We start from the raw sequence: 21,238 nt of genomic DNA on the forward strand, positions 1-21,238 counted from the left end.
GGTAGAGGTAGACTTTTTCAACTTTGGCGTCGGGGCGCATCATAACTGCGGGCTCCTGATGGGAATCGGGAGCACAGCATCAGGCTTCAACGGGCAGTTTTGAATGTGTACATGGTGGATCGCTTACCAAGAATCGTTCTTTGTTTTCTCGCGTAACTTCTTCGATTTTGCTTCGAACCTCCTTGGTGTAAGCGTTCCATCTGGCGGGGTTGTAGCGTTGAATTGCTTTCAATACATACCACTGCGCCTGATTTAATTTGTCCTCAGCAGTACTAGTTCTTGCTTTTTTTAGAAGCTCATAATATTTATGGTAATCTTCTTTGCCGTTTGAAACATCAAAAATCATAGACTTTGAATATTCGATAATTTCAAGCAGAGTTTTTATTTCTTGCTTGCATCTTATTCTCCATATCTCATCTAATCCTTCTAGTTCCCGTTGGTGATAAGCGACAATTTCTTGTTCGTTTATTTCTTCAAACCACATTTTGTGGTTATATTCTGGAAGGCCAGCTATCTGTTTTTTGTCAGTATGCTGGAGATTGAGTCCTAGGATGCTTTGGGTCATGATTTCTTTCAATGCAGCATCCGCTGCTGGGGGATGATCCCCATTGATCACACTGTTGATTCTCTTCGTTATCTCTAATGCCGTTATATCACCATCATGAATTGCGACAATTGAAAATGCAGGCATCCTAAAATTGCTCTGCAGTTCATCCCCGTACTTCAAGAATCCGTAAAGGCTTGATATAAGATTCTTCCAAGCGCCTACTACCATGAACTTACATGCTGGTTTTGATTCGTTTGTATGGATAATACTCTCGATGACCCCCTTGGCTACGGGATCCTCAACTACAACGTAAATCGCGGGTATAAATTTTCTTAGAAATGAACCAGACCGTGTTCCAGTTTTGACCCCTTGAATACCTATGCCACTATTGAACGGTATTGGATCTGATTCGTTCATAAGCTACCCCTTTAGCATGAGTGTTGGTGGATGCTACATTGATCATGTTCGGCCATGGCAATTTTGATTATGTGAATTTATGGCTTTACTCTATAAGGCCATATGGGTTGCTGCACTTTAATTCTTTTTGGAGAAAAGGGGGCGTGAACCCTTTTACTAATTATCCGACAATCGAGTCACTCCCCCGCGCTTTGGAGACGCTCATCCGTTTAAAAAATCTTCTTTGCTCAGTGTACAAGCGAGACATCGATACCTCTGAACACGTCGCCTGGATGGAAATAGCATGTAAATAGGCTTTGTAGCGCTAACCATCGCACCTCAACATTTATCTTGCCAAGCCGGCGAAGCTCAGGCGCTCTTTTACTCAGCAGTGGCCAAAGCGGCCATCCCTGAGTTTGCGTGGTCTGGATTCTCCTGCATCGGGAGTGGCTTCTTCTACTTTCAGGGTATGGACATCACCGCACTGTGAAGGTAAAAGTAATGGCAAAATGCCAATAATAGGGATGTCGTCGCATGAATTCTGTCAAGGAAATCGTTGAATGGGCCGTCACGGGCCTTTCTGACTGGGAGGCCGACTTAGTCCGACGTCTTTTGGAAAATGGGACGCTAACGGAAGACTCCACAAAACAGGTGATTGACAACGTCATCGCAAGCTTTGGGATTAATGAAGGTGGAGAGCAGAAAAAATGCACTGCCCCATTTTTTAAGAGCGAAACCGTAGACGATCTGCTGTCATCTGACCCAATTAAACTATGCAGCGTACATGCCGTAGAAAATGTAAACGCAATCTATAGTGGATCGACACTACCGTTTAGTCATAGCGGTATCACTTTAATCTATGGTGAAAATGGTTCTGGAAAATCTGGATATACAAGGATTTTAAAAAATGCTTGCTTCGCCAAACATGTCGAGCCAGAAATTTTATCGAACGTCTATAAAAACCAGAAAGGCCCGCAGGGCGCGAAAATTTCTCTTCTAAAGAACGGCGAACGATTGGTTTGGGATTGGTCCCCCGGAAAAACATTGACAGATCTTTCGGTTATAAACGTATATGACTCTGACTCTGGAAAAATACTCTTAGAAAAAAACAACCAAGTCACTTACAAACCAAAAGGGGTAGAGATATTTGATGAGGTAGCTACTATAACTGAGGAGATTAAGAGAATAGTTTCTGGAAAACTCAAGGTAGCTAAACTCCCCGAGATTTCCGAAATTGAGCACTCACCTCTCCTTCATGGTTGGCTGAAAGCAATCTCTGACAAGACAACACCTCAAAGTATAAGAACAAAGCTTTCATGGGCCGATGAAAATCAGATTGAATTAGACGGCCTGGTAGTTACTATTCAAGAAAATGAAAACGGTACTAGCACAAAGAAACTTGAGAAAATTACTACCTTGATCGAAACCCGAATCCCTAGGGTGATTTTGAAACTCAAGAGCTGTCTAGCTGTACTTAGTAGTCAAAAGGTTAGGGAAATCTCTGAGTTAGAGAGCGCTGTGGCTACCTCGAAACAAGCGTACGATTTAGCTATCGCGAAATTGGAAATAGCAGAGCCGTTGGACGGTGTGCATACCGAAGCATGGAAATTACTCTTCAACGCCGCAAAAGAGTTTTCAGAGAGCCATGCCTATGTTGGCAAAGACTTCCCCAACATTGATGATGGTGCCCTGTGCGTACTGTGTATGCAGCCCCTAGAACATGAGGCCGAAGAAAGGTTGTCGCGATTTGAATCATACATCATCGACAAAAGCAAAACGATATACGAAAAAAAGCTGGAAAATCTTCAAGCGGTTAAAAAGGCAATTAAAGATCTTGTTGTGCCGGATCAAGAATCCTACGAACCACTTTGTAATGACCTGATAGAGATTCTTGGCAATGATCATAAAGTGCGCTCGATATTCAAAATCATAAAATCAAGAAAAGATTATTTTGAGCTGCCCGAGGATCAAAATCACACATACCCCTCCGATCTAGTAGATGCTGATTTTCTGGCACAGACGTTGATAAAACTACTGGAACAGAAAAAGCAAGATCTGTTGCAAACGATTACCCCGGAAATACATAAAAACAATGTCACCCGACGCACTGAGCTTCAGCTCAACCACAACCTAAACAAATCTCAAGATTTAATTATCGAATATCAGCAATCGCTTGTTTTCAACAAAAAAGTCTCCGATGCATTAAACGCAATAAGAAGCACAAAGCAGAAATTCTCCACCAAGGCCAAGGCTATAATCTCACAGCTGGTCACCCCAGACTTTATTGAAAACTTCAAGACTGAATTAGAGTTTATGGGGGTTTCCCTTGACGTAAAAATCTCCCCCGTCGTGCGTGACTCCGATACCTCTCATAGTTTTTCCATAGCAACCAAGCGCCCTGGAAAAATCCTTAGCGAGGGGGAACAAAAAGTAATTTCGTTATCCGCATTCTTAGCGGAAATTAAAACTTTTAAAAACGACGCGCCAATAATATTGGATGATCCGGTCAGCTCCTTGGATCATATATACCGGGAGAAAATCGCGGAGCGGCTAGCCAAAGAGGCGCTAACTCGACAGGTCATTACATTTACACACGACCTTTCACTGATTATGGAAATCGAGGGAAAGTGCGATGATATCGCTCTTAGCCTCGGAAAAGGACCCGCGCGCTCTACCTTTACTATACGAAGAAATGGTACGGATTCAGGCATTTGCTACAGCAAAGCTCCTTGGCGCGGCATGAGTACAGCTCAACGTGCACAACACCTAGATGAAGATGTTCACACCATTAAGGTTTTATACGATAGTGATGTTGATAATTACAACCAGCGTGCGGCTCTGCTCTACTGTTTGCTACGGGAAGCGTGGGAATCGCTAATCGAGCAGGATCTATTTTGCCAGATCGTAACACGCGGCCGAAATAGTGTTCAAACACTTAGACTGGATCAACTTAGCATTGAACCCACAGATGCAAATATCATCACCCAACAAATGACCAAGGCCAGTAACTGGATGTTCGGTCACGACAAATCTAGAGCATTAACAGAAAACCGGCCCGCTCCTGCGGAGGTTCTTGAAGACATTGCCAAGCTTAGAGCGTTCTCGAAAGAAGTTATTGCACGACGGAAACCTGCAGAGAAAGAGTTCGGCGATCAATTTAAACCCCCCATGTGCGAGGTCGGCTAATAGCGTTAGTTCTACAACGCATTGAATCCCATCCAGGATTCGATGCGAGCAGGTTTAAGAGGCGCTAACGATTGCTTATAGCAGCACATACCTCTACCGGCTAGATTTTAGGCAGAACTTCAACAACGGCAATTATACAGATTTTTTTCACGTACCTTTTCTAGAATTTTAACCTAGGGGCTTGCCAATAATGAGTACAACCATGGAAGACATCCTCTACGATGAAATGATTACGGACTTTTGCGAAGAAGTAATTATGAAAAACGCCGCCATTGCCCAGTGCATCTATATTTTTGTTGAAGGAGACTCTGAGGAGGCAATATTTCAGAGGCTTCTGGAAGACTGTGGTTTGAATTTTAATTCAGATGGCATATTTATCGCTAACTACAATGGAATCGGCAATCTGAAGCACGCTATTCGGCTATTGCGAAAAACATTAAGTCATGACAGGCCAATCATCGTGACCTATGACGATGACTTACCCGGAAAAAAGGCATCTATGAATATTAGCGACACCTTAATCACTACTTTTAAAATCCCACAGACTCCAGTTGTAAATTACTCTGACGGAAGCTCAGGAGGTTCTCTTGAGGAGGTATTTACTCCTGAGAACTTTATGCAGGCTTGTTTTGAGAAAGATGTCATCGCAAATTTCTCACATGACATGCAAGTTTCTTTTCGATCTACATTTAAAATCAAAGAGCCATGGTTTTCCCAATTTGCAAAGTTTATAGAACAGAACAACGGCAGAGCCTGTTCGATAAACAAAGTAAGATTAGCTGAACATATGGCAGAGTCATGTGCATCTGTACCAGACACTTTTAAAGCCCTAGCTGAAACAGTATTAAGCTTGAGAAAAATTCACCCTATAAAGCACCCAAATGATATTGAATTACCATTCAAATAGTCATGTAACTTATTTTACTTTACTCTCGAAGAACTTAATCGACCCTGATATTAGACACATGTGACTGGTCGCTTATGCGCCGGCTCCTGCCTATTACCCACGGAGAAATAAGGCAACGTTCAAATTCTAGAGGTTTACCATGCCGTATCTTACTCTGGATATTTTACGTGCAACCCGACAACTTGCTGACACCTTTAAAAGGTCCCTGATTCGATTCCACTGACAACCATAACTAGCTGATTTATTTACAGTTACCGTTTGGGGTACGTCAAATTTTCCACAGACTTCCAGACCCGCAGAACACCTAGCCTCCCCGAAACATACCGTTCGTCTGGTGCCGCACCATATAGAACAACGACTTAGGCTCACCACACGGCAACGCAAACCGCCGCAAAAAACCCTCCCATCAACTTTCTCGATTGCTCCCCCGCCCCCACCACGCTACTCTCCCTGCGTCGCTGCCAATTCAGCGATCGGGCCTGAGAACCCGGCAAGATGCAGGCGCACCAAGCGCCCCCAAAACCCGATTTGCAGGCGTTTTTTTTCGCCTCACAATTCGTGCAATGGCGGCTGTGCGTGGGAGACCTTCGGGTCTGCCGGGTTCCTGTATCTCCGGTTTCTCAGCCTGCGCACAGCTGCCACCCATTCGCCTGAGAACGAACGTGGTAGCGCTCACCCGATATGGGAGTTTTACCAATGACCGCTCCAAGTCCATCCGCACTAACCACCCTCGGCGTCACCCCCTTCTCCTTTCACTCCGACCACCCTCTGTTCCGCGTCAACAGCGGTGTTTCCCTGCATGAAGCCTTGCACCACGTTTCCGATCTGCTCCATGTCGCCCAGTTGCTCGCAGAAGACGCAGCAATGACGCGAGACACAGATCGTTATGCCTGGGCATCGCATTATCTGCAGGAGATGAGCAAGGCGGTGATTGATGACGTCGTGAAAGTACTGGAATCACCCTGCAACACAGAGCAATAACGCAGCAACAAAAAAAGGCACTTGCCGCTCACCGACAAGTGCCTTTTTTATTCGCCAGCAACCGCGATCAACGCGACAACATAAACGTCTCGTACTCCAGATCCTCCAGCGCCGATGACAAGCGCGCCAGCCCCAGCAGTACACACACCAGCAACGACAGCGTAAACCCGTACCCGAAGAAGCTCGGGCCCAGGTGCATGCTGAGCAGTGTCAGGCCGGCGTTGAGGACGGCGAACAGGACGCACAGTTCCAGCACCACGCGGCGTTTGTCGAGGTAGAAGAACACGTTGAGCAGCGCCATAAAGACAACCTGGATGCTCACGCCGATCAGGTCGATGTAGAACAGTGGCAGGTAGTAACTGGAGATGCCCAGCCAGTCCAGCAGGCGTGGTGCGAAGAGGAACAGCAGCACCACGGTGAGGCCTTGGACTTTGCAGATTTCGAGCAGACCCTGGCGGATGGACAGGGTCATCTCGGTCTTCAGCGAGCCGATGTGCTGCAGGGTTTCGCCGTCGCGGATGGCCCGGAACAGGCGGTCGTACCATTCGGCAAAGTCGGTTTCGATGCGCACCAGGAACACGGCCATGCCGGGGATGATCGCGAGGTAAGCGATGAAGATCGGCATGTCGTAGAGGATCGAGGCGCGCAGCGGGCCGATGACGGTGTTGGAGGTGGCCGGGTTGAACCAGAACATGATCTTGTCCACCCAGATGCCGAAGTTGTAGAAGAACCCGGTCACCAGCAGGCTGAGGAACACGTTGCGGCGATCGAGGAAGTCGAAGGCGATGAGTTTTTCAGCCCGGTATTCGCGCAGGATGTCGTAGAGGTACAGGAACAGCAGCGTGCTGTGCCCGATCAACAGCGCCAGCAGCAAGCCTGGCATCTCCAGGAAGCTCAGCAGGTAGGCGCTCGCAACCATCAGCGAGTAGCCCACCAGCATCACCAGCAGGATGCGGTTATATTTTTTCATCCCCGACAGGAAAATGATCACCAGCCACAGGTTGCACAGCACCACGAAGTTCGAGAGCACCAGCACGCGGTAGATCAGCGGCTGATCGAACAGCACCGCCAGCAGGATGATGCCGAGTACGCCGGCGCCCACGGTCACCATCAGCAATATGCCCAGCAGGTTGGGCAGGATTTGCTCGTAGTTGCGCTGGAACAGTTGGTCGGACACAAACCGGGTAAAGAACAGTTGCAGGCCGCCCGTCAGGATCAACGAGCTGGCCATCAGGTACGTCACCGTCACCAGAAACTGCCCGACCAGCGAGTTGGGCAACATCAAGCCCAGGCTGATGATGCCCACCAGCATCACGCTGATGATCGACAGCACCCACGGCCCGGAGCTGATCAGCCCGGCATAGACGTAGGCATGCAGGGTGGCGGTGTAAGAGTCGCGCGAAAGGATCTTGCGCAGTTCAAAGCCAATACCGGCCATTTAGCTGTTCTCCATGGCTGCCTGGTACAGGTCGCGGTAGCGCTGCAACATCAAGGCTTCGGTGTAATAACGGTTGACCCGCGCCAGGCCGCTGGCCTGTGCGGCTTGCCAGCGTTCCGGGCTGCGCAGCAGTTCCAGGATGGCGACGGAGGTGGCCTGTGGGTCGGCGATCGCGACCACCTTGCCCGCAATGCCAAGGTCACGGTCTTCGGCGCTGCCGCCTTCGATCAGTTCGCGGCACGAGCCTACGTCGCTGCTGACCACCGGCGTGCCGGCGGCCCAGGCTTCGAGGATCACCAGGGGTTGCGCCTCACTGATCGAGGTCAACACCATCAAGCCGAGCTGAGGCAGGATGTCCTGAATGCGCTGGAAGCCGAGGAAGTGCACCTTGCCTTCCAGGCCCAGGCTGGCCATCAGGCTGCGGCATTCGCTGACGTACTCCGGGTCTTCCTCTTCCGGCCCGACGATCCAGCCTTCAACCTCAGGCATGGCACTGATCACGCCGCGCATGGCCCGCAGGAAGGTTTTCACGTCCTTGATCGGCACCACACGCCCGATCAGGCCCACCCTCGGGGCAATGCCCGGCGCGCGTGTTTCAAGCACACGATTCCACTGCGCCAGGTCGATACCGTTGGCAATCAATTGCGTGCGTGCAGGCTCGGCGCCGTCCTTGATCTGGCGCTGACGGTTACCGTCATACAAGGCGATGATGTTGTCGGCGCTGTTGTAGGCCAATTGGCCGATCCGCTCGAAGTAGCGCACCCACAGCGTACGGATGTAACCCGAGCCGCCGTCGAGGCTGCGGTTCAGCGCCTGGCCGGAGGTCTCGGCGATCCACGAGGCCTGGGCCAGGTCGATCTTGCGTTCTTTGGTGTAAATGCCGTGCTCGCTGAGCAAGTAGGCGCAGTTCCAGCGTTGCTTGAGAATGCAGCCCAAAAGCCCGGCGTAACCGGTGGAAATCGAATGCAGCACGCGCGCGCGCGGCATTTTGCGCGAGGCTTCGGCCAGCATCAGCAAAGGCGACTGCAGCGAGCGCAGGGTCCAGAAATAATTGACAAAGGACGGGTCGGCGCAATGCAGGCGATAACCCTCGCTGAGCGTCTCCCAACTGGCGCGGCTGCGCAGGACGTCGTCAAGGGTCATGTCGCCGCTGGCGATGCAATCGAGCAGCTTCTCGCCCAGCTCACGTTCAGGTTGGTCCGGGTGATGCAAAAAGCGATACAGGTCGGCCAGGTGCTGTGGGTTGGCTTCGCGCGGTGTGCCGTGCAGATTCGTGGGATGGGTCGCGTCCTCGAGAAACATCTCTTCGATGTGCAGCACGTTGGCCGGCACTTCGTAACGGCGTTTCTCATACGCTGAGCGCTGGCCGCCGATGAACATCACCGAAAAGGTCAACTCCGGCAGGCCGAGGATCATCTGGTGAATCCAGCTCGAAACGCCGCCGCGCACGTAAGGCCAGGTGCCTTCGAGCAGCAGGCAGATGTCTGCAATCGGTGCCTCTTGCTTGTTACTCATTCCAGCTCCTCACCAACTCAGCGAACGGTGGCCGCTGGCGGGTTTTCTCGGGAAGGCTGGCGAGCAACCCGGGAATTTCGTGATAACGACCGGCCTCGAACGCCAGCTCTGCGCGAAACGGCAAGACCTGGGCCGAGCCCATGCCGTTTTCTTCCGCCAGGCGCAGCAGGACTTCGGCGCGCTCGTTCTCGCCGCGCTCCAGGGCGATACGGCCAGCCAGCAGGAACAGCTCACCGCCCTCGCCCGCTGCCAAGCCCTGCTCGGCATGCTCGCTGGCCTGGTTGAGTACGTGCTCCAGCACGCTGCCTTGCGCCAGGCCGAGGTAGGCCAGTTCCCAGTACCAGCGCGCCAGCATGCTGTGGACCGGGCCTGCGGTGCGCGAGCTGACATCCACCAGTTGCTCAAGGGCCATCTGGATATGCAGGTTGATATCGCTTTCCTGCTTGTCGAGCATCGAGTAGGCGAGCAGGCGCACGTCGTCGCTGGGATCTGCCAGCGCCAACTTGAGAATGGGCACCGCTTCCTTGCCGGGCATCCGTCGTGTGGCCAACAAGGCCGACAAACGCTGGTCCGGATCGGGCGCGTGACGCAGCACATCCTGTAAGCCGCCATCGGCGAACACCGGCTTGTGCAACTGCGCTTGCGCGCGGTACGGCAAGCTTGGAATACCAACGGCCTGCCAGGCTTGTTTGTCGCGCTTGCGCGGCAAGTACAGCGCCGGGAAGATCGCAGCCACCACACCCAGGGTGCCGATGACCGGCACAAAGAACGCCAGGCTGAAAATGAACAGCGGGCTCCAGGGCAACGGCTTGCGGTAGCGCGCCGGCAGCAACAGCCACACGGCCGCGCACAGCATCAGGCAGGCGAAGCCATGGCTGAAGGTGAAGACCAGCAGTTGGTGCGCTTGAGGCGCGTCGAGCCACAAACTTGCCCAACTGCCCGCCTCTAGCACCAAGGCTCCGCTAAACAGCCACTTGCTGATCATTCAAGCCACACTCGTTGTAAAGGAAGTTACGCAGCCCGTTGCGGTCACAGCCAGGCTCCAGGTTGAAAGGCATCACCCGTACGCCCAGGCTCTCGAAGTCGCTGTCGATACCAAAATGCTCATGCAACATCAGGCTGATACGGGCCAGGTAGCCCTCGGTGCCTTGCGGGCTGGTCAACGGCAACAACACCAACAGCAGCGCGTGGTCGCGGTTGTTGCGCACCGGCAAGTGCAGGTCCAGGCCGCGCTGGCTGCGCGCCATCAGGCGCGTCAGCTCGTCGTTGGGGCGTGTCATCTCAAACGCAAACAACCCGGCCGGCAAGGTGTGCTGCTCTATGTCCACCAGCGAGCGCTTGAGTTGCAACGTGAACTGCTGGGCGCCGGCGTCCGGCAGTTGCAGCACTTGCGGGTCGCGACGCAGCAGGTCGGCGATGTGGCCGGCCAGCAGCGACAACAGGCTCAAGGTGCGGTCCTGGAACGCAAAGAACGGCATCTGCCGAACCGCCAGGATGGCCAACAGGTTGCCTTCGGCGTCGATCAGCGGGATGCACGCTTGCAGCGACGAAAACTGCGAGGATTTGCCGGAATCAATCAATTCCTGGCGCACGCTGACCAGTTCACCGCGCTCAAGGCACAGCTTGATCAGGTCATCACCCACGTCCAACGGGCCCATCACACCGATCATCGCCAAGGCTTGAGGCAGTATGTTTTGTTCGCTGTCATCGACGCGGTACAACCCGGCCACGCGCAAGGCGCCGTACTGGCCGAGCATCGCTACGATGGGCTCAGCCAGCGCGATCAGGGCATCGCCTTCGACCGGCATGCCACGCAGCTTTTCCCGCAAGCCCAGCAAGGAACTGCGCAGGCTCTGGTCGCTGCCCGCCACACGCTGCTCGAGCAGGTCATGGGAGACCCGCAGAATCTGGTGGGCGCGGGTGAATTCGTCGAGACGGTACTGACGGTATTCGTTGGCCATCTGCAGACGCTCAAGGCGACGCACCCACAGGTCCCGCACTTCACCGACGAGCATCCCGCACACCAGCACGCCGACGATAAACGACGGATCAATCTGGGTATAACCTTCGTGCCCGCTGCTGCGCAGCGCAAACAGCGCCGCCACCACCAGAACCGCGCTGAACAAGCCGCGCACAAAGCCATAACGTACACCTAACAGCAGCGGTGCCAGGATCGGCCAGGGGAAACCGGCATGCATCTGCAACGGGTCTTCAGGCGTGAGCCAGAAGCCGAGGCCGATCGCCAGGCCCGTCACCAGTATCGTTTCCAGCCAAGACACCGGCCCGCTGGCGCGAGGCGCCAGGCTGTAATCCATGTGTGGAGAATTCATTGCGTTCACTCGAACCGAAGGGCGCCAACAAGTTTGTCGATGACTGTTTGAGCATTGCCCGCCAGACTTTCACGGGACCAGCCGGCGCGGGCGCCACTTTTGCTCCACAGCACGCGGCCGCTGCTGGCTTCCAGCACGCGCAGGCTGATGCCCACCGCCGGTTCGCCGTCCAGGCCGTTCTTGTACTGCCACTCTTCCACGCTGCCCGCGACCACGTAATCGAGTTTCTGCTCACGGGCCCAATCGAGGGCACCGGCCAGACGCTCATTGTCGTCCATCAAGGCTTGTTCGCCCTGGGTGGTGACAGGGTAAACCCGTGGTTGCAGACCATGGCTGCTGAGCACACTGAGCAGGATCTGCTCGCTGCGCTCACCGGCTTGCGGGGTCTGCGAATAGTTGACCATCGGCACGATGCCCCACTGCGCATTGCGTGGCAGGTTCGGGCTGGTCTCACTGGTGAAGCTTGAGCAGCCGGCAACGAACAGGACTGTCAGCGCCAGGCTCAGGTTACGAATTACTTGCATAGGTTTTCTCCCGTAGAGATTCTGTAATCAGCGCCCGAAACGCACGCCGTAGCTCATGCCCAGTGTTCCGCCGGATTTGCCATCCCCGCCTTGTGGCGCAGATTGGTAACCGACGGTCAGGGCCAGTTCGTCGTCACCCAGCACTTCAAAGCCGATGCCGGTGTTCATGCCGTAGTTGAAGGTTTGGTCCGTCCACTGCCAGCCTGCCGTCACGTCCACCAGCCAGGTGTATTGGGGCTTGGTGCGCACCAGCGCGCCAGGGATGCCGCGACGCCAGGTGGTACCGACGTAGAGTTGGCCGTAGCGGCTTTGCAGCAGGTTGTCGGCGGTGACCGGGTCTACATCAAGAGGATCAGGCAGACCCGTATCGGCATCTATCGACTGAGGCGTAACCTTGACGGCGCCGCCGTTGCGGCTCGACAGATATTCCAGCTCCCGGTCCTTCACGCTGTTCTTCTGATAATCCGCACCGCCGCGCACCGTCCAGTTAGGCCCGGCGAATTCCAGCGTATGGTTAAGCTCAACCTTCAGCGCATGCCCGGTACCCAGCGAGTCGCCGGCACGGGTAGAGAACGAACGCTGCGCCACTTCCCAGCTCAACTGGTCCCGTGCGGTCAGGCCATGACGCCCGCCGACCCAGGCTCGGTCCTGCTGGCCGAAGGCGCGCATCAAGCCGCTGTCGTCACTCTTGCGATGCCAGTCCAGGCCGGTCTCGAGTTGGTGGCTGGAACCCAGCTGCCACAGGCGCGACAGGACCAGGCCGTTGCGATCGTCGTCCTTGCGCTGGCTGGTGTCAGCGAACACCTTCCAGCTGCCGTTTTCCACCGAACGAATCAAGGTCAGGGCCGCGTTGCTTTCGTCACCGATCCTCGATGAGATGACGTCGTCGCCCTTGTAGTTGCCGTGCTCCATCTCGAGGTCGGCGTACCAGTTGTCACCCAGGTTGTGAGCGATTTCCAAGCGCGGCGCATCAAACGAGAGGCCACCGAAGTCTTGCTTCTGGTAGGACAGCAGCGCGCCTTGCGGAGTGCTTTCGTGGATCTCAACAGCTTGACGGCGCAGTTGCTCGCGCACCGACTCCGGCTGGTCGTCACCCAATGCGGTCAAGCTGACGTCCAGCGCTTCGTTGGTGCGACCCAGGCGGCTGAGTGCCTGCGCACGTTGCGCCGGGTTCAGGTCGCTGCTGGCCAACAGGGTTTCAACCTGGGCCTTGTTGCGACTGCGCAGCGCTTCCTGAATCTGCTCGTAACGGTCGACCTTGAGGCCTTGGCTACGCGCCCATTCCAGCCATTGGTCTTTCTGCGACTCCTGATTGCTCGCGTCCAGCCGTGCCAGCAAGCGCTCGAACCACATCTGCTTCATCGACGGCGAACCGTCTTTCCACTTCAACAGTTCCTGCTGCGCCTTGCGTGGCGAGTAGCTGCTGGACATCAGCCGCAACCAGATCGCGTAGCGCTGGGACGAAGGTTGCAGCCCTTCAGCCTCGGGGTTGCGCAGCAGTTTCAAGCGCAGCCGTTGTGCCGCATCCTGGTAGCCGGCGGTGTCGAGTGCATCGGCGTATGCCGCCTGCACCAGCCAGTCGTTCGGGGTGAGCTTGAGGTACATGCGGTACCAGGCCAAGGCGTCGGTATCACGATTCAACAACTGACTGGCGCTGGCAAATGGCAGCCAGAGCAGACGGTCCTGACGCGCATAGACGCGCCATTTGGCCAGCAATGGCTTGAGTTTCTCGGTGTTGCCCTGGTCGACATACATCCAGATCATGCGTTCGCGGAACAGGTTGTCGTTGGGATAACGCGACAGGCCCAGCAGGTACAAACGCTCGGCTTCGGCGCTGTCGCCCTGCTCAATCGCCAATGCACCCCGCACGGCCAGAACCTGGGCTTGCTCGTAGGCCTCTGGGTACTGTTTAGCGTCTTCGAGCAACGCGACCACTTGGTCCCACTCCTGCAATTCCTGGGCGAGCTGCAAGGCCTCGACCAAGCGTTGCGGGTCTTGGGCGCGTTTCCAACTGGCGACCATCAGGGCCAGGGCGCGCTGTGGGTCTGGGGTGCGATAAAGGGTGATGAGCTGGCTCTCGTCGCCGCTGATCAGCTTGCCGTTGATGGCCAGCAGGCGTTCCAACGAAACGCGCAGGTCTTCATCACGCTCCAGGTCCCACGCCAGGCTAGCGCGGGCGTGCCAATACTCAGGATCCTCGATCGAAGGGTCATCCACCTTCACGACGTCCCATGCCGCTTGCTCGTCAAACAGCTTCATCTCGGTGCCAACCCAGTCCACCCGCTCGGCCGAGGTCAGGGTGAAGCGTTTGGCGTAGTCGTTGTAAACCTTGCTTCTTGCGGCGAACTGCCCGGTGTTGTCCAGGTTTTGCAGCAAACGTGTCCACGCCAGGCGGTGCCCTGGGTATTTGCGCAGATAGGTGCGCAACCAGGCCTCGGCCTCGGCAGGCGTGCCACGCGATTCGTGGCCATAGATCAACGCGTCCAGCTCGATATCGGTGAGCGCGCGCTGTTGCATGATCTCGGCTAGCAGCGGGATCGAGCGGTCGAAATCGAACTGCTGGCTGGCCAGGCGCCAGGCGTGTTCGCGGGTTTGCGGGTCTTCTTTGAGCTTGAGCAAGCGAATCCAATAACCCAAGGCCGCTGCGTTATCACCGCGCCACTCCCCGAGCAACGCCATTTGATTGAGCAGCTCGGTGTCGTCCGGATAATCGACCGTCAATTGCTGACCGGTTTCCCAGGCGCCCGCCAGGTCATTAATGGCCAGACGCACGTGGAATTCTTTCAGCGCAATGTTCGGATTGTCCGGCTGCACTTCGCGCCACTGCTTGAGCACGCGTTGCGCCAGGTCAAATTGCTTGGTTGCCACGGCGACGTCGACGCCCTGCTCCAGCCATGCCACATCGGTCTGGGGGTTAGTCAGCTGGGGCAATTCGTCGGACAGCACCTGCGCAGCCTGTTTGTCGCGACCCGCCGACAGCAAGCTGTTGAACGCCAACTGCGCGTAATCACGACGCTCTGCCGGTAGCTGGGCGTCGCGCCTGAGCTGCAGGTAAATATCGGCAGCACGCTCAGGTTTTTCGCTGGCCATGTACCACTGAGCCGCCGATTTGAGCGCTTCGGCACGCTGTGCGGGATCGCGAGCGGCGATTTCTTCGTACACACCCGCCGCGAATTCAGGCGCCTGCAAGGTCAACGCCCGCGCCGCCAGGTTTTGCAACTGGGGCAATGGCAATTTGTGGTAATCGAAACTACCCAGGCGCTCGACGAGCGCTTGCTGCGCGATCAAGTCGTTGCTGCTGGTGGCGACCAGCGCGTCCAGTTCAAGACGATAGTAAGCCTGGATTTCAGGCTGTGGCTTGGGCCAGGCTTCCAGGTGCTGGCGCGCTTTGGTGTAGTCACCGAGGCGAATCAACAAATCGACCAGTTGCAGACGCAGGTGATCGTCGTCCGGGTGAGCCGTCAGCAGCAACTCGGCATAGTTGGCCGAGACCGCATCCGGCTGGCGACCGTCGGGCTGGAACACTTCTTCGCGCTGGAAGGTCGCCCACAACAGGCCACCTACGGCAACCGCCACCACCGCCAATGCCCAAGGGTTGAGCAGGCGGCTGTTTTTAGTTGCAGAGGAGCTGACCATTACTCACCTGCTTCATAGGTAATTGAAAAGTCCACAGGCCGGCCGAAGCCTTGCCCGCAAATCGTTGGCCATCCACTTCCACGCGGCAGGCAGTGGCCGAACGTACGGAGAAGGTCAGGTCGAATTGGCCGGCGAACGCAAAGCTCACGCGGCGCTCATCCAGGTAACGCCAGTCCAGCAGAGGCAAATTGGCCTCTTCCAGCGCCGGTCTCGGGTCTCGATCCGGGCGCAGCACCAGCAACGCCTTGTCGCTGCTCAGGGCCACGTAGCGCCCTTGCGGCAAATCGCGCACGCCGGCGATGCCTTGCGATTTCAACAGGTCCGGCCAGCCCATTTGCGCGTCCAGGCGCACGGTACGCAGTGCGTCCATCCCGCGAATCTGCCAGGCGCCATCCGCGGTGCGTGCCAGGCTCGCCTGATACAAACCGTGCAGACGGTCGAGGTAGTCGCTCATCCACAACGACATCGGCTGCTGCTCGCGCATGTAGCCATAGATCTCGTGCATGGCCTTGATCGACGCCTGCTTGGTGCTGGAATAGAAGTGGTAATAGAGGTGCAGGCCACGCAGACGGCGTGGGCTGTCGGTGAGCTGGAACGTCTCGATCAACTCGCGGAAACCGTAATACGGGCCCTTCCACAAGTTGGTGTACAAGTTCTCGTTGATGATCGGCGCGTAGTACTGCAAGCCGCCTGCGGTCGGGCGCAGCAGCGGGTTAAGGCCGGTCAGCGACGGATTGGCCTTGGTCATGATGGTTTCGGCACCGTTGACGTTTTTCAGGCCAGCGTCATACGCCAATTTGATGGTGCTCGCCGATGGCAGCGCATCACCTGGCCAGAACACTAATTTCACCGGCTTCTGCGGGGTGGTCAGGTTCTGGTTGATGTAGTCGCGCGAGCCAAAGATTTCGCGGCGAAAATCAATTTTGTCGTAGCCAGGCACCTTCATGTTCATGCCGTATTCCGGATTGAAGTTCTCGCGTTTCTTGGCTTTTTCCGGCTGCATGAAAAATGGGTGGCTGTAGGTATGCGTGGCAACTTCAACCTTAGGGTTGGCAAAGATCTCGCGTGCAATCGGCTCCAGCTCACGGGCCAGGAAGGGGAACGCGCCGCGGGGCGAAATCTCGGCTTCGATGATCGACACCGAAGTCAGAAACGGGTTGGGCTTGATGTAGTCGTCCAGCGTGTGGCGCCCGGCGTAAGGTGTGCCACGCACTTCGGCGCGGGAAGGGAAGCCATCGCCATCGATGTGCACGGTCGCAATGCGCCGGCCATTTTCGGTGGTGCTGTCCGGGCGCGGCTGGCTTGGCAGGTGCAGGCTGGCCTGGAGAAACGCAAAGGGATCGAGGATCCAACGGCTGCGCTCGTTGTTGGTTTCAAGCAGATAGGGCGCAAGTGCCAAGCCACCCCATTTGCCGACCACCACCGGCGTGAACACCTCACCGCCGGCCCCCTTCAACGACAACGCAGCTGTCGGGCCATTGGGCATCACGGAAACGGCGGTGAGGTCACGCGAGCGCGGCACCACCGGCGCTTCAAATGCGCCCACCAGGGCCTTGTCCTGATGAGTAACGGTCAGCACCTGCGTGGCGGGCGGCGCATCACGCTTGAGGCCAAGGCGCTTGAGCAGCAGCTTGTCTTCAACCGGCAACCCACTGAAAAACGCCACGGGCACCTGTTCGTCCAGGCGCGCATTGATGAAGCGCCTAAACGCAGCCGGGTCCTGCGGCGGGCCGCTGGTCATCCAGGTAACAACGCCGGCGTACAGGCCACTGAAGCTGTACAGCGGAAGGTTGCTGTCGGCCGGAAAATAATCGACGCGATAGCCCAGGTATTCCAGCAAGCCGCCGAGGTCGCTATGGCCGGCAGCATCTTCCAGCGCACCTTCGCGCGGGTCGAAAATCAGCGCGATTCGGCGTGGCTGAACCTCGATGCTGCTGATGCCCAGGGTATTGAGGTCAGGCGTGCTGATATACGGGATGTAGCCTTCTTCGCGCAGACGCTTTGCCAGTTTGCGCGCTTCTTCACGGCGCTCAGGCGGCAAGTAATCAATCGCTACCAGCGGGATGCCTTTGGCACGCAGCGGTTTCAAATGCGTTTCAAGCCATTCGCGGTCGGACTCCGAGACCGGGCGATAACGCTTGGCGGAGGCGTCCCAGCCCGCGTGAATCGACTCGACTGCCACGGCGGCGGCGACGCCATCCAGCTCAGGCAATACTTCGAAACCGCGATTGAAGAACAACTTCAATTTTGGCTGACGCTTGTGCATTTCACGCAGCAGGTTGGCCAGGCCCACGCGCTGAGCTTCACGCTGGGCTTGAGGCAGCAACTGGAAACTGTCGAGGGTGTCGAGAAATACACCGCCATAACCTTGGGCTTCCAAGGCTTTGGCGCGAGCAAATAAATGCTCACGCCAGGCTTGCGAAGTGAGGTCCATGACCTGGCTGTCCCAGGCATCGTTACGCACCGGGGAAACCGCTTTGCTCAAGCCGGCTTTTTCGAGCGCCGCCTTATTGCCGTCGAATTCGCCCACGGACAAATAAGCAAAGGGTTCGCTGCCCAGCGTACGCAAGGTTTTGACGTCGGCGGCCGTCATGTGGCCGGGCTCGACCACAGCCCAGTCAAACTGCGACAACTCCGCCAGGGGCGGCTGCTCGGCGTACCAGAAGGCCACGCTGGCCGGCTGCGGCGACGTCGCGGCCTGCGCAATAGACCCGCCAACGAACAACGCAAAAGCGGTCAGTAGCCGCTCAGCTATTGCGCGGACACGCGTCCTGCGAAAAACGATTTCCATAATGCACTCTTGAAATGATTGAAACTGAGACGGCGCTAAGGTCGAACAGGGTGACCGGCGGGTTACAAACTGCGAAGTAGCTGTGTTAAACCCTGGCCCACGGACGTCGGTTCCGAGAGCACGTAGCGTTGCAGCAAGCGCGTGTTGTCCGCGCGGGAATGACGAATATCGCCTTGGCGTTGCGCCTGGTGCGTCACCGTCAGCGCCGTACCGGTCGCACCACCCAGCTCGCTGATCAGGTCGTTCAAACTGGTCGCGCGGCTGAACCCGACATTGACCGCACCAGGGGCAGCCTCGCGGGCCTCCACGGCCTGCACGAGAATGCTCACCAGATCTTGCACGTAGACAAAATCGCGCGTCTGCCCACCGTCACCGAATACGGTAATCGGCTGCTTGGCGATTGCCCGCTGGCTGAAGATACTGATCACACCCGAGTACGGAGAGGACGGGTCCTGGCGTGGGCCAAAGATATTGAAGAAGCGAAAAATCACAGGCTCCAAGCCATGTTCGCGACGATAGAAGTCCAGGTAATACTCACTGGCCAGCTTGTCGCACGCGTAAGGCGTCAGGGGAGACTTGGGGGTGTCTTCTTCAATGGCCGTGCCTTCGCCATTGTTGCCATAGACTGCAGCGCTGGAAGCGAATACCACACGTTTGACACCCGCCTTCAACATGGCTTGGCACACATTGAGCGTGCCGACGAAATTGCTCTGGTGGGTAGCGACAGGATCATCCACCGACGCCTGCACCGATGCCACTGCTGCCAGGTGAACCACAGCATGACAGCCCAGCATGGCTTGCTCGACCACCGCGGTGTCTGCAACATCACCCACGACGACATCCAGATGCGGATTCCCGATAGGCAAATTGCTCGTCTTGCCGGTCGACAGATTATCCAGCACACGAATGCTGTAGCCCTTGCCCAGCAAGGCATCTACCAAATGCGAGCCAATAAAGCCTGCACCACCGGTAATCAAAACTCGCTTAACATCCATGGAGGTTCTTCCTGACGACTCAAGCGGAGATTTCATATAGGCAGTCCGCTAACGGTGGCACGATTAAGGCCCAGCACAGGCTGAAAAATACCTCAGCCCGCTTGGTGCAATGATGTCAGTTTAGTGGCTTGAAGCCATCAAAACGCCGCCGATCATGTTAGATCCGGGAGAAACTGTCAACATATCGTCTTTTATGCCGCCAGACGGTAGGTGACTTTAAATCATCGCCATTTAATTGACTCGCATCGGGTGTTTAAACGCGGTTAACGTCGATTGGATTAGGCGAAATTTTCGCCACTTATCTGTGATCCGTTGTTTCAGAAATCCCGCCTTGTCAGTGCTTTTTAAAAATTTTTTACAGCGCTCCTGAAAAGGGATCTGCGCAACATTTGTGGGCATAAAGCGTGTGCTGAGGCGCAAAAGGACTGCCGGGCGCACATAAAAAACCCCGAACGGGTCGGGGTTTTTATCGCCTGGCATCAGGCGCGACCCCGGATCAATTAGAAAACGTTGATCGGGTAGTCGGCGAACAGACGGATTTCGTTACCGCCTACGTTGTACTGGTCAGCGTTGTTGGAAACGCGCAGCCACGAGGCGCGAGCACGCAGGCTCAGGTCTTTGGCTGGGCCGCTCTGGACCACGTACTTGAACTGGTTCCAGATTTCGCGCTCGGTGCCATCGCCACGGTTGGTGCCGTCGTCGATGTTGGTACCGCGCACGTAGGCCACGTTGTAGGTCAGGCCCGGTACGCCGAAGGTCGCGAAATCGATGCCGTAGCCAAGTTGCCACGAACGCTCGTCCTTGCCGTTGAAGTCAGACCAGTAGGAGTTGGCCAGCAGGATGGTGTTGCCACCGTCGCCGATGCCGCCAGCGTTGCGGTAGCCGCCATACAGGTAGCCGGTGTCGCCGGTGCTGCGCTGGTGAGCGACGGTGAAGCTGTGCGGGCCAACAGCCCACGTGGCGCCCAGGCTCCAGATTTTGTTGTCACGGGCGTCAGCATCTTTCTGGTTTTCCAGGGCGAAGCTGCGGTCCAGCTTGGTTTTGTAGCCGTTGAAGTCAAACGTCAGCGACTGCTTCTCTGGCAGGGCCAGCACGTAGTTGACGTTGACGTATTGCTTCTTCAGCACGTCCTGCATGTGGGAGGCATACAGCGCGGCCGACAGGCTTTCGGTGAATTTGTAGCTACCACCGATATAGTCGATGCTTTTCAGGCGACCGCTGTCGGTGCCTTCCATGCTCTTGCGCGCTTCTTTGGTGAAGTGACCCGCGTCCAGTTGCAGACCGGCGATCTCTTTGGAAACAATCGAAGTACCGGTGTAGGTTTCCGACAACAGACGGGAGTTGTCGTACTGCAGCACAGGCACAGCCGGGAACTGATCACCGTACTTGAGCACCGTGTTGGAAACGCGGAACTTCACGGCAGCGCCGCCCTTGGCCAGGTCATGGGGTGCCGAGCCAGGGTTGTTCGAGCCATAAGGGTTGGTAGTGCCATTGCCCTGTTTGAAGAAGTCGATGCCGCCCGCGCCAGCGCGACCTTGACCACCGTCCAGACGGATCGCGTACTGGCCGATCACGTCCACACCCACACCCACGGTACCTTGGGTGAAACCGGACTCGAACTTGCCGATGAAGCCTTGGCCCCATTCGGCTTTGTCTTGCTTGCCGTTTTTGTAGTCACGGCTGATGTAGGCGTTACGGGCGGCGATATTCAGGTGGCTGTCTTCAACAAAACCCTTGGATTGGTCCTGGTCGTTGGCCATTGCTGTCGATGCGCTCAAAATCCCCAGAGCGATCAGACTCATCCGTTGCTTCAACATTTTTTTGTATTCCTTGTTTCTGGTTGAGTACGCGCTATGACACCAGGCCCCGTGTCGCTTTTCTGGTGTCGACTGCTTCCGGAAAAAAGAAGGCCCGCGGACGACTTAACAGGCCGCGAGCCTTTTTTATTGGATGAGTCATGGCTATTAGCCAAGGCGTTGGGCGCAATCCTAG

13 protein-coding genes are annotated in these 21,238 nt (G+C 56.0%); 3 read left to right on the forward strand and 10 right to left on the reverse strand.

Annotation, left to right across the window (positions count from 1 at the left end):
- Positions 1-79: 79 nt before the first annotated feature.
- The gene (locus tag AACY44_RS25895; protein WP_339531343.1) at positions 80-964 is read right to left on the reverse strand and encodes a hypothetical protein; all 885 of its coding nucleotides are present in this window, start codon (positions 962-964) and stop codon (positions 80-82) included.
- A gap of 513 nt (positions 965-1,477) precedes the next feature.
- Here AACY44_RS25895 and AACY44_RS25900 point away from each other — a divergent pair.
- The 3 genes from AACY44_RS25900 to AACY44_RS25910 all read left to right on the forward strand — a co-directional run bounded on the left by AACY44_RS25900 (position 1,478) and on the right by AACY44_RS25910 (position 6,017).
- On the forward strand, positions 1,478-4,129 hold the full coding sequence (locus AACY44_RS25900) for an AAA family ATPase (protein WP_339531345.1): 2,652 nt from the start codon (positions 1,478-1,480) through the stop codon (positions 4,127-4,129).
- 202 nt (positions 4,130-4,331) lie between these two features.
- Positions 4,332-5,036, forward strand: coding sequence for a TOPRIM nucleotidyl transferase/hydrolase domain-containing protein (locus AACY44_RS25905; protein ID WP_339531347.1), 705 nt, complete (start codon positions 4,332-4,334; stop codon positions 5,034-5,036).
- Positions 5,037-5,732: 696 nt separating this feature from the next.
- Positions 5,733-6,017, forward strand: coding sequence for a DUF3077 domain-containing protein (locus AACY44_RS25910; protein ID WP_339421214.1), 285 nt, complete (start codon positions 5,733-5,735; stop codon positions 6,015-6,017).
- Positions 6,018-6,084: 67 nt separating this feature from the next.
- On the opposite strand, the gene pelG is transcribed toward AACY44_RS25910, so the two are convergent.
- The 9 genes from pelG to AACY44_RS25955 all read right to left on the reverse strand — a co-directional run bounded on the left by pelG (position 6,085) and on the right by AACY44_RS25955 (position 21,063).
- Positions 6,085-7,455 carry an exopolysaccharide Pel transporter PelG gene (gene pelG, locus AACY44_RS25915; RefSeq protein ID WP_339421212.1) on the reverse strand — a complete coding sequence of 457 codons (1,371 nt, stop codon included), beginning with the start codon at positions 7,453-7,455 and terminating at the stop codon, positions 6,085-6,087.
- Complete coding sequence (gene pelF, locus AACY44_RS25920; RefSeq protein ID WP_339421210.1) at positions 7,456-8,970, reverse strand: GT4 family glycosyltransferase PelF; 1,515 nt, start codon at positions 8,968-8,970, stop codon at positions 7,456-7,458.
- Positions 8,963-9,955 (reverse strand): HEAT repeat domain-containing protein, encoded by a 993-nt coding sequence (locus AACY44_RS25925; protein ID WP_339427338.1) that lies wholly within the window; start codon positions 9,953-9,955, stop codon positions 8,963-8,965. Before AACY44_RS25925 ends, pelF begins: the two co-directional genes overlap by 8 nt.
- On the reverse strand, positions 9,933-11,300 hold the full coding sequence (locus AACY44_RS25930; RefSeq protein ID WP_339421206.1) for a PelD GGDEF domain-containing protein: 1,368 nt from the start codon (positions 11,298-11,300) through the stop codon (positions 9,933-9,935). The genes AACY44_RS25925 and AACY44_RS25930 overlap by 23 nt, the downstream gene beginning before the upstream one ends.
- A gap of 5 nt (positions 11,301-11,305) precedes the next feature.
- On the reverse strand, positions 11,306-11,824 hold the full coding sequence (locus tag AACY44_RS25935) for a hypothetical protein (RefSeq protein WP_049710551.1): 519 nt from the start codon (positions 11,822-11,824) through the stop codon (positions 11,306-11,308).
- 27 nt (positions 11,825-11,851) lie between these two features.
- Positions 11,852-15,460 (reverse strand): tetratricopeptide repeat protein, encoded by a 3,609-nt coding sequence (locus tag AACY44_RS25940; protein WP_339531349.1) that lies wholly within the window; start codon positions 15,458-15,460, stop codon positions 11,852-11,854.
- Positions 15,438-18,251 carry a bifunctional glycoside hydrolase 114/ polysaccharide deacetylase family protein gene (locus tag AACY44_RS25945; RefSeq protein ID WP_339497344.1) on the reverse strand — a complete coding sequence of 938 codons (2,814 nt, stop codon included), beginning with the start codon at positions 18,249-18,251 and terminating at the stop codon, positions 15,438-15,440. Before AACY44_RS25945 ends, AACY44_RS25940 begins: the two co-directional genes overlap by 23 nt.
- Positions 18,252-18,313: 62 nt before the next feature.
- Complete coding sequence (locus AACY44_RS25950) at positions 18,314-19,246, reverse strand: NAD-dependent epimerase/dehydratase family protein (RefSeq protein WP_339427341.1); 933 nt, start codon at positions 19,244-19,246, stop codon at positions 18,314-18,316.
- A 500-nt stretch (positions 19,247-19,746) separates the two neighbouring features.
- Positions 19,747-21,063 carry an OprD family porin gene (locus AACY44_RS25955; RefSeq protein ID WP_339531352.1) on the reverse strand — a complete coding sequence of 439 codons (1,317 nt, stop codon included), beginning with the start codon at positions 21,061-21,063 and terminating at the stop codon, positions 19,747-19,749.
- Positions 21,064-21,238: the final 175 nt, after the last annotated feature.

It is taken from the genome of Pseudomonas sp. RA_15y_Pfl1_P11 (genome assembly GCF_963970975.1).
Taxonomy (GTDB): domain Bacteria; phylum Pseudomonadota; class Gammaproteobacteria; order Pseudomonadales; family Pseudomonadaceae; genus Aquipseudomonas; species Aquipseudomonas tritici.

What these genes read in the sequence shown, in the direction of transcription:
- AACY44_RS25950 (WP_339427341.1), bottom strand. Translation starts at nt 19,246, where the DNA reads ATGGATGTTAAGCGAGTTTTGATTACCGGTGGTGCAGGCTTTATTGGC.
- AACY44_RS25905 (WP_339531347.1), top strand. Translation starts at nt 4,332, where the DNA reads ATGGAAGACATCCTCTACGATGAAATGATTACGGACTTTTGCGAAGAA.
- pelG (WP_339421212.1), bottom strand. Translation starts at nt 7,455, where the DNA reads ATGGCCGGTATTGGCTTTGAACTGCGCAAGATCCTTTCGCGCGACTCT.
- AACY44_RS25940 (WP_339531349.1), bottom strand. Translation starts at nt 15,460, where the DNA reads ATGGTCAGCTCCTCTGCAACTAAAAACAGCCGCCTGCTCAACCCTTGG.
- AACY44_RS25935 (WP_049710551.1), bottom strand. Translation starts at nt 11,824, where the DNA reads ATGCAAGTAATTCGTAACCTGAGCCTGGCGCTGACAGTCCTGTTCGTT.
- AACY44_RS25925 (WP_339427338.1), bottom strand. Translation starts at nt 9,955, where the DNA reads ATGATCAGCAAGTGGCTGTTTAGCGGAGCCTTGGTGCTAGAGGCGGGC.
- AACY44_RS25900 (WP_339531345.1), top strand. Translation starts at nt 1,478, where the DNA reads ATGAATTCTGTCAAGGAAATCGTTGAATGGGCCGTCACGGGCCTTTCT.
- pelF (WP_339421210.1), bottom strand. Translation starts at nt 8,970, where the DNA reads ATGAGTAACAAGCAAGAGGCACCGATTGCAGACATCTGCCTGCTGCTC.
- AACY44_RS25930 (WP_339421206.1), bottom strand. Translation starts at nt 11,300, where the DNA reads ATGAATTCTCCACACATGGATTACAGCCTGGCGCCTCGCGCCAGCGGG.
- AACY44_RS25955 (WP_339531352.1), bottom strand. Translation starts at nt 21,063, where the DNA reads ATGTTGAAGCAACGGATGAGTCTGATCGCTCTGGGGATTTTGAGCGCA.
- AACY44_RS25910 (WP_339421214.1), top strand. Translation starts at nt 5,733, where the DNA reads ATGACCGCTCCAAGTCCATCCGCACTAACCACCCTCGGCGTCACCCCC.
- AACY44_RS25945 (WP_339497344.1), bottom strand. Translation starts at nt 18,251, where the DNA reads ATGGAAATCGTTTTTCGCAGGACGCGTGTCCGCGCAATAGCTGAGCGG.
- AACY44_RS25895 (WP_339531343.1), bottom strand. Translation starts at nt 964, where the DNA reads ATGAACGAATCAGATCCAATACCGTTCAATAGTGGCATAGGTATTCAA.